Raw genomic sequence first — 12,195 nt, forward strand, 5'->3', positions numbered from 1 at the left:
GTGGTGGATAAAACAGACGCGGACAAATCGAACGGCATTACCAAACACATTTTTGTGACCGGTGGTGTCGTTTCTTCGTTGGGCAAGGGCCTCACAGCGGCCAGCCTGGGCAACCTTCTGACGGCGCGCGGATTGCGCGTCGTGATGCAGAAGCTCGACCCCTACCTGAACGTGGACCCGGGAACCATGAACCCGTTCCAGCACGGTGAAGTCTTCGTCACCGACGACGGGGCGGAGACCGACCTCGACATCGGGCACTACGAGCGATTCCTCGACATCAACCTGACCCAGTCGGCGAATGTCACGACTGGGCAGATCTACTCGAACGTCATCGCCAAGGAGCGCCGCGGCGAGTACCTCGGCGACACTGTGCAGGTCATCCCGCACATCACCGACGAGATCAAGCGGCGGATGCGGCTGCAAGCGCAGGCCGGACCGAATGGCGAGCCCGCCCCCGATGTGATCATCACCGAGATCGGCGGAACGGTCGGCGACATCGAGTCGCAGCCGTTCATCGAGTCGGCGCGCCAGGTGCGTCACGAGCTCGGCCGCAAGAACTGCTTCTTCGTCCACGTCTCACTCGTGCCGTTCATGAACGCCTCCGGCGAGCAGAAGACCAAGCCCACCCAGCACTCGGTCGCCGCCCTGCGCTCCATCGGCATCCAGCCGGATGCGCTGGTGCTGCGCAGCGATCGCCCCGTCTCCGAACCCAACAAGCGCAAGATCGCGCTGATGTGCGACGTCGACGAGTCCGCCGTGGTGAACGCGATCGACGTGCCGAGCATCTACGACATCCCCACCATGCTGCACGACCAGGGCCTCGACGCGTACATCATCGACCAGCTCGGACTCGACGCGGGCGATGTGGACTGGGACGGCTGGAGCGAACTGCTGCACGCCGTGCACGACCCGAAGCACGAAGTCACCATCGGACTCGTCGGCAAGTACATCGACCTGCCCGACGCCTACCTCTCGGTGACCGAGGCGCTGCGCGCGGGCGGTTTCGCCCACGGTGCGAAGGTGACGCTGAAGTGGATCGCGTCCGACGAGTGCGGAACACCCGAGGGCGCCGCGCACCAGCTGTCCGACGTCGACGCGATCTGCGTTCCCGGCGGGTTCGGCGTTCGCGGCATCGAGGGAAAGCTCGGCGCGTTGCGTTTCGCTCGCGAGAACGGCATCCCCGCGCTCGGACTGTGCCTCGGCCTGCAGTGCATGGTGATCGAGTACGCCCGAAATGAGGCCGGCCTCGCCGGTGCCTCCTCGTCGGAGTTCGACCCCGACACCGAGTTCCCCGTGATCGCCACGATGGCGGAGCAGGTGGAGATCATCGCCGGTGGAGACCTCGGCGGCACGATGCGCCTCGGCCTGTACCCGGCGGCGCTTGCGGAGGGCTCGATCGTGTCTGAGCTCTACGGTGCCCCGGAGGCGAGCGAGCGTCACCGCCACCGCTACGAGGTGAACAACAACTACCGCGAGCAGATCGCCGAGGCCGGCCTCTGGTTCTCCGGAACCTCGCCCGACGGCCACCTCGTCGAATATGTGGAGCTTCCGCGCGACGTGCACCCGTTCTATGTGGGCACGCAGGCGCATCCCGAGTTGCGGTCGCGGCCGAACCGTGCGCACCCGCTGTTCCGCGGTCTCGTCGGCGCAGCCCTCGACCGCCAGAAGGCGAGTCGGCTGTTCGAAGTGGCCGCCGAGGCCTGATGACCGAGCAACCGGTCGCCGACGGAGCCTCGACCGAGGCGTTGAGCGACGACGCCGTATCGCCGCGGATCACCTCGAGCGAGACGGTGTTCGCCGGCCGAATCTGGGATGTTAAGCGGGAAACATTCCGGTACAACGACGCCGACATCACCCGGGAATACGTGGACCATACCGGCGCCGTCGCGATCCTCGCCCTGGACGACACCGACCGGGTGCTGCTGATCAAGCAGTACCGGCATCCCGTGCGGCATCGTGACTGGGAGATCCCGGCCGGGCTGCTCGACATCACCGGTGAGCCGCCCCTGACCGCGGCCAAGAGGGAGCTGGCCGAGGAGGCCGACCTCGTGGCCGACGAATGGAACGTGCTCGCCGAGTTCTACACGAGCCCCGGCGGCAGCGACGAGGCCATTCGCGTCTACCTGGCCCGTTCCGTGCGACCCACCGCCGACGCCTTCGACCGCGAAGACGAGGAGGCCGACATCGAGGTTCGCTGGGTGCCCCTCGACGAGGTGGTGGATGCGGTGCTCGCGCGCCGCGTGCAGAACCCGTCACTGATCGTGGGCGTGCTCGCGGCCCGTGCCGCCCGGGAGAGCGGCTGGGCGCAGCTCGGCCCCGCTGACGAGCCCTGGCCGAGGCACCCGAAGCTCGGTTGATCGTGACGAGGCTGCCATGAGCGCCGAGGTGGGGGAGCGTGCTCCGGCCGTCGAGGCGGCCGCCGACTCGTATCTCCGGCACGTCGCGATCGAGCGCGGGCTCTCGGCGAACACCGTCGCTGCCTATCGCCGCGATCTCGGCGTGTACTCGGCCTGGCTCGCCGCGAACGGTGTCGGCACCCTGCGCGGGGTGACGGCCGTGACCCTCTCGGAGTTCGCCATCCATCTCGGCTCGCGCGAGGTGTCGCCCCTGACCGCGTCGTCGCTGGCCCGGATGCTCTCCACCGTGCGCGGGTTCCACCGTTTCCTGCTCGACGAGGGTGTCGTCGACGAAGACGTCTCCCGCGACATCAAACCGCCGAAGCTCGCCAGCCGGCTGCCCAAGGCGATCACCATCGAGCAGGTGGGCGCGCTGCTGGCGGCCACCGACGGGGACGACCTCCAATCCTTGCGCGACAAAGCACTGCTCGAATTGCTCTACGCCACCGGCGCGCGGGTGAGCGAGGCCGTCGACCTCAACGTCGACGATGTGATCGACGACGAGATCGTTCGCCTCACCGGCAAAGGCAACAAGCAGCGAATCGTGCCCCTCGGCAGCTACGCGCGCACCGCCATCGACGCCTACCTCGTGCGGGCGCGCCCTGCCCTGTCGGCACGCGGCAAGGCGACCCCGGCGCTGTTCCTCGGGATGCGCGGCGCACGGGTGTCGCGTCAGAACGCCTGGCTGATCATCCGGGCCGCCGCCGAACGAGCCCACCTGGGTGTGGAGATCTCGCCGCACACCCTCCGGCACTCCTTCGCCACACACTTGCTGGCCGGTGGCGCCGACGTGCGGGTCGTGCAAGAGCTGCTCGGCCACTCGTCCGTGGCGACGACGCAGATCTACACCCTGGTCACCGCCGACACCCTCCGCGACGTGTACACCTCCGCCCACCCCCGCGCCCGCTGACCCCGTCGGCCCGCCGATCCGGGCTGGCGCGCTGGTCCGGCTGGCGCGCTGGTCCGGCTGGCGCGCTGGTCCGGCTGGCGCGCTGGTCCGGCTGGTGCCCTGATCCGGCTTGAGCCGACGCCCCAGCGTCGGAGCAAACCGGCCGTGCGGCGGAAAAGCCCGTCCTGACAGACCCTTTTTGCGGCGGGTCGCCCGAAGTGTCCTTCGTTGCGGCGTCTGTCGGCGAATGCTCGGCGTTTCTCAGGAGAACGTAGTCCAGGGCGACCGCTGCATCCTGAATTCAGGCGATGGCAGTCGGCGGCAGGTGCTTCCTCCTGATCTTCGGTGGCCGGTGCCTCATCTCCGCTGGAGCGTGTCGCGTCTCCGGTGGCGGGTGTCGCATCTCCGCTGGTGCGCGTCGCGTCTCCGCTGGTGCGCGTCGCGTCTCCGGTGGCGGGTGTCGCATCTCCGCTGGTGCGCGTCGCATCTCCGGTGGCGGGTGCCGCGTCTCCGGTGGCCGGTGTCGCATCTCCGGTGGCCGGTGCCGCATCTCCGCTGGTGCGCGCCGCATCTCCGCTGGTGCGCGTCGCCGGCCGGCGCCGCCTGAGTTCGGCCCGGGGGAGCGGGGCACGGCGATGCGACCCGCGAACCGGGGACAGCGCCGATACACTGGACCTTTGAACGACCGCAAGGCGAGAGGGCTGGACACGTAGGTGACGCGCAACGACGAGGTACGGACTGAGCTCCCCGGCATGGATGACGCATCCCTCGCCGTCAGGCTCGGACCCACCGGGCGTCCCTTCCACAGTTTCGCCCAGCCCGCGCCGCTGAAGCAGCACGGGCCCGCGCGCATCATCGCCCTCTGCAACCAGAAGGGCGGAGTCGGCAAGACCACCACCAGCATCAGCCTGGGGGCGAGTCTGGCCGAGTACGGCCGGCGCGTGCTGGCCATCGACTTCGACCCGCAAGGCGCGCTCTCGGCCGGGCTCGGCGCCCAGACGCACGACGTCACCACGATCTACGATCTGCTCCTGTCGCGCAGCAAAGACCCGTTCGAGGCCATCCAGCACACGGGTACGCCCGGGCTCGACATCATCCCGGCCAACATCGACCTGTCGGCCGCCGAGGTGCACCTCGTCAACGAGGTCGCCCGTGAGCAGATCCTCGCCAGTGTGCTTCGCAAGGTGAGCGCCGACTACGACGTCGTGCTCATCGACTGCCAGCCCTCGCTGGGCATCCTCACGGTCAACGCGCTCACCGCGAGCCACGGTGTGCTCATCCCGCTGGAGTGCGAGTATTTCGCGCTACGCGGGGTCGCCCTGCTCATCGAGACGATCGACAAGGTGCGGGAGAGGCTGAACCCGGCGATCGAACTCGACGGCATCCTCGCTACGATGTACGACTCGCGCACACTCCACTCGCGCGAGGTGCTGGAGCGCGTCGTCGACGCATTCGGCGACAGCGTGCTAGAAACGGTCATCTCGCGCACGGTCAAATTTCCGGATGCGTCGGTCGCCGCCACCCCGATCACTCAGTTCGCGCCCGAGCACGCGGCCGCGGAGGCGTATCGCCAGTTGGCGAGGGAACTGATCTCGCGTGGCGCCGTCGCCTAGCCAGGCTGAGCGCGACGAGGCCGCCGGCGACACGGCGACGCCGATCGTCTCCGCCGACGCTGAGGCGACTCCCACTGAATCCCCGAGCTTCCGGGTCGCGCTCGGCGACTTCGAGGGTCCGTTCGATCTGCTCCTGTCGCTGATCACGAAACACGAGCTCGACATCACCGAGATCTCGCTCAGCCGGGTGACCGACGAGTTCATCAGCTACCTGCGTGCGCTCGACTCCGAGCACAGTCTCGACGAAGCGAGCGAGTTCCTGCTCGTGGCCGCCACGCTGCTCGATCTGAAGGTGGCCGGGTTGCTGCCGCAGGGCGAGCTCGTCGACGCCGAGGATGTGGCGCTTCTGGAGGCACGCGACCTTCTTTTCGCCCGGCTGCTGCAGTACCGGGCGTTCAAGGAGGCGTCGGCCTGGTTCCAGTCCGGGTTGGAGGCCGAGGCCACGCGTCACGCGCGCACCGTGAGACTCGAAGACAAGTACCGCCAGCGCACGCCAGAGCTGGTGTGGACCCTCGCCGCCGACGACTTCGCCGCGCTCGCGACGATCGCGCTCACGCCCCGGGAGATCCCGGTCGTCGGCCTCGACCACCTGCACGCGCCGCTCGTGAGCATCCGGGAGCAGGCCGCCCACGTCGTCGGGATGCTGCGCTCGGGCGAGAGCCTCACCTTCCGCCAGCTGATCGCCGGCGCCGACCAGAAAGGCGTCGTGATCGCCCGGTTCCTCGCGGTGCTCGAGCTCTACCGTCACGCCGCCATCGCCTTCGAGCAGCTGGAGCCGCTCGGCGAGCTGACCCTGCGCTGGACGGCCGAGCATTGGTCGCAAGAGAACCTATCGAACCTGGGAGCCGATTATGACGGTTGAGAATCAGCAAACGGTCGAGGGGGAGGTGCCGCCCGTTCTGCCGGAGGGTATCGACATCGAACGCTCCCTGGAGGCCATCCTGATGGTCGCCGACGAACCGATGAGTGTCATCACCCTCGCCTCCGCCGTCAGCGCCCCGGTGAAGCGTGTGCGCGCGGCAGTGGATGCGCTGGTCGCCGACTATGACGGCAGCGCTGGCGGCATTCGGCGCGGTTTCGAACTGCGGGAAGTCGGTGGCGGCTGGCGGCTCTACGTGCGGCCGGAGTTCGACCCCGTCGTCGCAGACTACGTGCTCGCCCAGAACCCGACCAAGCTCTCGCAGGCGGCGTTGGAGACTCTCGCCGTGATCGCGTACAAGCAGCCGATCAGTCGCGGCGCCATCGCCTCGATCCGTGCGGTGAACGTGGACTCCGTCGTGCGCACTCTGCTCGGCCGGGGCCTCATCACCGAAATGTTCACCGACAGCGAGACCGGCGCCATCAACTACGGCACCACCGATCTGCTGCTCACCCAACTCGGCGTCAACTCGATCGACGACCTGCCGAAGATCTCGCCGCTGCTCGCAGACGGCGCGGAAGGATTCGACGGCGATGTCCGCTAACCCCCGCACGACACCCCTGCCGTCTCTCCCGAGGGCGAGCGGCTGCAGAAAGTGATGGCCGCCGCCGGCGTCGCGTCGCGTCGCGTCTCCGAAGATCTCATCTCCGCCGGCCGGGTGACGGTGAACGGCGAGACCGTCACCGAGCTGGGCCGGCGCATCGACCCGTTGAACGACCTCGTTGCCGTGGACGGCAGCGCCGTGCAGCTCGACACCAGCCGACGCTATGTGATGCTCAACAAGCCGGTGGGTGTAGTGAGCTCGCTGCGCGACGAGCAGGGCCGCCCCGACCTCTCGCGGTTCACCGCCGGTTACGAGGAACGCCTGTTCAACGTCGGCCGGCTCGACGCCGAGACCTCGGGGCTGCTCATCCTCACGAACGACGGCGAGCTCGCGCATGTGCTCGCGCATCCCAGTTTCGGTGTGACGAAGACGTACATCGCGCGTGTGCGCGGCGTCGTCACCCCACAAACCATCGCCACGCTCACCCGCGGAGTCGAACTGGAGGACGGCCCGATCGTGGCCGACCGCGCCCGCCTGCTCGAACGCAGTTCCGCGAGCCGCGACAGCCTCGTCGAGCTCACCCTGCACTCGGGCCGCAACCGCATCGTGCGGCGCATGATGGCCGAGGTCGGGCACCCGGTGATCGAATTGGTGCGCCGCCAGTTCGGGCCCCTGCACCTGGGGACCCTGCGGGTGGGGCAGATGCGCGACCTGACTAAGGTGGAACTCGGTGAACTGCTGACCATCTCGCGTCGATCCGGCCCCCAACCGCAGAAGTGAGCGCCCTTCCGTGACAGTCCCCTCTTCCTCCCGGATCACCGGACCGGTGCGTGTCGTCGGCGCTGGTCTGCTCGGCGCCTCCGTCGGGCTCGGGTTGCGTGCCCGCGGCGTCGATGTGCTGCTCGATGACGCCTCCCCGGCCCACCTGAGCCTCGCCGTCGACTACGGCGCTGGCCGCCCAGACGATGGCTCCGTCGAACCGCAGCTGATCGTCGTCGCCGTGCCGCCCGACCTCGTGGCGCGGGTGGTGCTCGCCGAGCTCGCCGCGCATCCGGATGCCGTCGTCACCGATGTGGCCAGCGTCAAGATGGCGCCCCTCGCCGAATTGCAGGCCGCCGGCGCCGACCTCACCCGCTACATCGGATCGCATCCGCTCGCCGGGCGGGAGCGCGGAGGCCCGATCTCGGCCCGTGCGGACCTGTTCATCGGCCGACCCTGGGTGGTGTGCGGTCGACCCGGCACCGACCGGGCGAGCATCTCGCTGCTGGAGTCGCTCATCCTCGACCTCGGCGCCAGCCCCGTCGAGATGGCGACCGACGACCACGACGCCGCGGTCGCCCTCGTCTCGCACACGCCGCAGATCGTCGCAAGCCTGATGGCCCGGCGCCTCAGCGGCTCGACCGACGCGGCCCTCGGCCTGGCCGGGCAGGGCCTGCGAGACGTGACCCGCATCGCCGCGAGCGAGCCCGAACTCTGGGTGCAGATCCTCGGCGCGAATGCGCCCGCCGTCGTCGAGATTCTGCACGCCTACCGCGACGACCTCGACCGGGTGCTCGCCGCGCTCGGCGACGTCGATGCATCCGGTGCCCGGCGCGCCCTGGCGGAAGAGCTGGCCGGCGGCAACCTCGGCGTCTCCCGGTTGCCCGGCAAACACGGACAGGACCGTCGATACTCGCCGATCGTCGTGCTGGTGGATGACCGACCGGGCGAACTCGGCCGGCTGTTCACCGAGCTCGGCGAAATCGGGGTGAACCTGGAAGACCTGAGACTCGAGCACTCGCCGGGCGCCCAGGTCGGCCTCGCCGAGATCGCGGTGCTGCCCGAACACCTGCAGCGGACGATCGAAGAACTCAGTGCACGCGGATGGAGAATCGCAGGATGAGCACCACCACACCCGAAACCCCCACCGACTCCGGCGTTCCGACCGTCGTCGCCGTCGACGGACCGGCCGGCAGCGGCAAGTCGAGCGTCAGCAAGGCGAGCGCACGGCGGCTCGGCTTCGCCTACCTCGACACCGGCGCCGCTTACCGCGCGCTCAGTTGGTTCGTCGTGCAGCGACGCATCGACCCCACCGACTCGGCCGCCGTCGTCGACGCGCTCCCCGACTTCGACTACCGCATCGGCACCGACCCGGACGGCTACCATGTCTTCGTCGGCGAGCATGACGTGACCGAGGCCATCCGCGACCCGGAGGTGACCGCGGTCGTCAGCGCCGTCGCCCGGGTTCCGGAGGTGCGTGGACACCTCACCGGACTGTTCCGCACCATCATGCGGAACACCCCGAAACCGGGCATCGTGGTGGAAGGGCGGGACATCACGACGGTCGTGGCGCCGGACGCCCCTGTGCGCATCCTGCTCACTGCCAGCGAAGAGGCTAGAATAGCTAGGCGTTCCGCGGAGCTCGTCGGCCATTCGGCCGCCCATGTCGGTGAGCAACTCCAGCGGCGCGACCGGGCCGATTCCCGGGTCGTGGACTTCATGAACGCCGCCGACGGTGTTACCACCGTCGATTCAACCGAACTTGACTTCGATATGACCGTGGACGCGGTCATCGCGGTCGTGCAGAAGGAAACCCATGCCTGACAAGCCCGAACTGGATGAGATGCCGGAGGGCGCCGACGACCTCGTCGAACGCCTGACCGACCTGGATGAAGAGCTCGCCACCCAGCGTGCAGCGGCCCTCCGCTCCGGCCTCGACGACTATGAGCTCGACGAGGACGACCTCGGCATCCTCGAGACCGTCAGCGACGACCCGGATGCCATCACCTACCTCCCGGCTCTGCCGGTGCTGGCCATCGTCGGGCGCCCCAATGTGGGCAAGTCGGCGCTGGTCAACCGAATCCTGGGCCGCCGCGAAGCCGTCGTGGAGGACACGCCCGGGGTGACCCGCGACCGCGTCTCGTACCAGGCCGAGTGGAATGGGCGGAAGTTCACCCTCGTCGACACCGGCGGCTGGGAGCCGGACGCCAAAGGAATCGACGCCTCCGTCGCCGCGCAGGCCGAGGTCGCAATCGACCTGGCGGATGCGGTTCTCTTCGTCGTCGACGCCAACGTCGGCGCCACCTCCACCGACGAGCATGTCGTGCGTTTGCTGAGGAAGACCGACAAGCCGGTCTTCCTCGCCGCGAACAAGGTGGACGACCTCCGCCAGGAGCCCAACGCTTCGGCGCTGTGGTCGCTCGGCCTCGGTGAGCCCCTCCCGGTCTCGGCACTGCACGGGCGTGGGGTCGCCGACATGCTCGACATCGTCCTCCGCGCGCTTCCGGCGGTCTCCGCTGTGGCCAAGCAGGAGGTGGGCGGTCCCCGCCGCGTCGCCATCGTCGGGCGCCCGAATGTTGGCAAATCGTCCCTGCTGAACAAGGCGGCGGGGGAGGAGCGCGTGGTGGTCAACGAGCTCGCGGGCACCACTCGCGACCCTGTGGACGAGCAGGTCGAGCTGGGCGGCAAGGTGTGGCGCTTCGTCGACACCGCCGGCATCCGACGCCGGGTGCACCTGCAGCAGGGCGCCGACTTCTACGCCTCGCTGCGCACCAGCACCGCTCTCGAGAAAGCCGAAGTCGCCGTCGTCGTGCTCGATGTGAGTCAGCCGATCAGCGAGCAGGATGTGCGCATCATCGACCTGGTGCTCGAATCGGGTCGCGCCCTCGTGCTCGCTTTCAACAAGTGGGACCTACTCGACGACGACCGCCGCCGCTACCTGGAGCGCGAGATCGATCAAGACCTCGCCCACGTCTCCTGGGCGCCCCGCGTGAACATCTCCGCCCGCACGGGGCGTCACCTGGAGAAGCTGGTTCCGGCCCTGGAGCTGGCACTCGAGTCGTGGGACACCCGCATCCCCACCGGCAAGTTCAACGCCTTCCTCGCCGAGCTCACGGCGGCGCATCCGCACCCCGTGCGCGGTGGCAAGCAGCCGCGCGTGCTGTTCGGCACACAGGCGACCAGCCGGCCGCCGACCTTCGTGGTCTTCACGACCGGCTTCCTCGACCCCGGCTACCGGCGCTACATCGTGCGCCGGCTGCGCGAGATCTACGGGTTCGAGGGCACGCCCATCCAGCTCAACATGCGCGTGCGCGAGAAGCGCAAACGCTAGCGGCGGCGGCCGGGCTCGCCCGCTTGACCGCCGTGTGCCGAGCGAATCCGTGCTCAGGTCAGGCCTGAGCTCTGCCAGCAGATCGCTGTAGTTGAGCCTCTTCTCCGAACCGAACGTCCTGACCGCACCTCGCATCGGTTCCGGAATCCCAGCTTGGCGCTTCGCCGCACCGCGATTGTGCGGGGCCGACTCGCCGTTCTGGACTGGGCGTCCGACACGTCCTAGGCGAGTTCGGCGGCGTGATAGCGGCCGGCGACGACGGCGGCCTTCAACGCCTCGAAGTCGGCCAGGGATTGGTCGGCGTAGGCGAGCGACCAATCGACCACTGCATCTGTGAACGCCGTCCCCGCGCCGATGTAGCCGGAGACGAACGCACCGTTCGGGCTGCGGGAGTGGGCCCGGGCGAGGATGGTGGCGCACGACATCGCGTAGTCGTCGAACGTTTCGTCGGTCATCTCGGCGACCTCGAACGACACGTTGCGGTCGCGGAACTGGCGCACGTAGAAGCCGAAGCCGTCGAGCGTCACATAGCCGAGGAACGGGTCGGACACGGCCTGGAGTATGCGCTGGTTGGCCGTGACCCGGTAGCCGTGGTTGGCGGCCAGAGTCTCACCGTCGACGCCACTGACCGGCTGCACCGGTGCCAGCCCGAACTCATGCACCACCGACTCCGTCGCCTCCTTCACCTGAAGGATCAGCGGTTCGCCGCGCGGACCCGTGAGCACGACGATGAAGCACCGCGTTCCGACACTGCCGACACCGACCACCCGGCGCGCCACATCGGTGACGGTGTGTTGCGAGAGCAGCAGCGAGATGTCGGGCGAAACCGTGGCGCGGTAGAGATCCATCAGCTCGCCGACACGGCCCTCGATCTCGGGCCCCACGTGGGTGAGTCGCGGCGGACTCTCGACCAGGTGCAGGGAGCCGTCTTCGGCGAGCTCGGTGATGCGACCGATCAGGCGCGCGGAGGTGCGCTTCTCTGACGACTTGACCAGGTCTCGCACCACCTTGCGGGTGTCCTTGCCGAACCGGCGTCCGTCGTGCACGGCCGCGGCGCGGGAGAACCTCACCACCACCTCCTGCGACAGGGACTCGTGCAGTCCGTCGCGGTACGCCTCCGCCGCATGTTGCGCAGAACGCCGCACGTGCTCCTCGGAGGCCCCACGCCCTCGGGCCGCGATCACGACGCTCGCGACCAGCCGTTTCACATCCCACTCCCACGGGCCGTACGCGGCTTCGTCGAAATCGTTGAGGTCGAAGACCATCGCGCGTTCAGGGGAGGCGAACAGACCGAAGTTGTTGATGTGCGCGTCCCCACAGGTCACCACACCCACCCCGGTCGTGGGCGCCCCGGCGAGGTCGGCCGCCTGGATGGCCGCGGTTCCGCGGTAGAAGGCGAACGGGTCACGCAGCATGCGCGCGATGCGCAGGGGCACGAGATCGGGTAGTCGCGATCGGTGCTGGCGGTCGAGCACGCCGAGCGGGTCGCGCCCCGCAGCCGGTTCGTAGACCGCGTGGGCGGAACGGGGGAGGATCGCCCGGGCTGCGCGCCCCTGCTCGATGTTCTCGTCGTGGGTGACCACGTGGGCGTGGTCGAAACGCAGGCGTCCGGGAGCGCGGCTCATGTGCTCAGAGTAGTGCCCAGAAGCGCGGCGGACGCTTAGCTGAGTGTTCACCCGGCTCTCACCAGAATGGGGGGTTTGTACCCCGGTGTGTCCTCACTAATGTGGACATGCGAGAGCTT

The 12,195-nt window shown here is 68.7% G+C and carries 11 protein-coding genes; 10 read left to right on the forward strand and 1 reads right to left on the reverse strand.

Annotated features, from left to right (window positions below; translation table 11 throughout):
- The first annotated feature begins 3 nt into the window (after positions 1–3).
- The 10 genes from K5L49_RS17590 to der all read left to right on the forward strand — a co-directional run bounded on the left by K5L49_RS17590 (position 4) and on the right by der (position 10,451).
- Positions 4–1,704 (forward strand): CTP synthase, encoded by a 1,701-nt coding sequence (locus K5L49_RS17590; protein ID WP_308116561.1) that lies wholly within the window; start codon positions 4–6, stop codon positions 1,702–1,704.
- Entirely contained in the window at positions 1,704–2,357 is a 654-nt protein-coding gene (locus K5L49_RS17595) for an NUDIX domain-containing protein (protein ID WP_223694838.1), read from the forward strand. The genes K5L49_RS17590 and K5L49_RS17595 overlap by 1 nt, the downstream gene beginning before the upstream one ends.
- A 16-nt stretch (positions 2,358–2,373) precedes the next feature.
- Positions 2,374–3,306: a site-specific tyrosine recombinase XerD gene (gene xerD, locus K5L49_RS17600; RefSeq protein WP_223694840.1), complete on the forward strand. Its 933-nt coding sequence runs from the start codon at positions 2,374–2,376 to the stop codon at positions 3,304–3,306.
- Positions 3,307–4,037: 731 nt separating this feature from the next.
- Positions 4,038–4,898, forward strand: coding sequence for a ParA family protein (locus K5L49_RS17605; RefSeq protein ID WP_223694841.1), 861 nt, complete (start codon positions 4,038–4,040; stop codon positions 4,896–4,898).
- A 43-nt stretch (positions 4,899–4,941) separates the two neighbouring features.
- Positions 4,942–5,760: a segregation and condensation protein A gene (locus K5L49_RS17610; RefSeq protein WP_223695327.1), complete on the forward strand. Its 819-nt coding sequence runs from the start codon at positions 4,942–4,944 to the stop codon at positions 5,758–5,760.
- The gene (gene scpB / locus K5L49_RS17615) at positions 5,750–6,361 is read left to right on the forward strand and encodes an SMC-Scp complex subunit ScpB (protein WP_223694843.1); all 612 of its coding nucleotides are present in this window, start codon (positions 5,750–5,752) and stop codon (positions 6,359–6,361) included. The genes K5L49_RS17610 and scpB overlap by 11 nt, the downstream gene beginning before the upstream one ends.
- A 42-nt stretch (positions 6,362–6,403) precedes the next feature.
- A complete protein-coding gene (locus K5L49_RS17620) occupies positions 6,404–7,141 on the forward strand; it encodes a pseudouridine synthase (protein WP_223695328.1) in 738 nt (245 codons plus the stop codon).
- Between the two features lie 10 nt (positions 7,142–7,151).
- Positions 7,152–8,243 (forward strand): prephenate dehydrogenase, encoded by a 1,092-nt coding sequence (locus tag K5L49_RS17625; protein WP_223694845.1) that lies wholly within the window; start codon positions 7,152–7,154, stop codon positions 8,241–8,243.
- Positions 8,240–8,944 carry a (d)CMP kinase gene (cmk, locus tag K5L49_RS17630; RefSeq protein WP_223694846.1) on the forward strand — a complete coding sequence of 235 codons (705 nt, stop codon included), beginning with the start codon at positions 8,240–8,242 and terminating at the stop codon, positions 8,942–8,944. Before K5L49_RS17625 ends, cmk begins: the two co-directional genes overlap by 4 nt.
- Before the next feature lie 19 nt (positions 8,945–8,963).
- On the forward strand, positions 8,964–10,451 hold the full coding sequence (der, locus tag K5L49_RS17635; protein ID WP_374107714.1) for a ribosome biogenesis GTPase Der: 1,488 nt from the start codon (positions 8,964–8,966) through the stop codon (positions 10,449–10,451).
- 221 nt (positions 10,452–10,672) lie between these two features.
- On the opposite strand, the gene K5L49_RS17640 is transcribed toward der, so the two are convergent.
- Positions 10,673–12,076 carry a DUF2252 domain-containing protein gene (locus tag K5L49_RS17640; RefSeq protein WP_223694848.1) on the reverse strand — a complete coding sequence of 468 codons (1,404 nt, stop codon included), beginning with the start codon at positions 12,074–12,076 and terminating at the stop codon, positions 10,673–10,675.
- Between the last annotated feature and the right edge of the window lie 119 nt (positions 12,077–12,195).

It is taken from the genome of Leifsonia poae (assembly GCF_020009625.1).
GTDB lineage: Bacteria > Actinomycetota > Actinomycetes > Actinomycetales > Microbacteriaceae > Leifsonia > Leifsonia poae_A.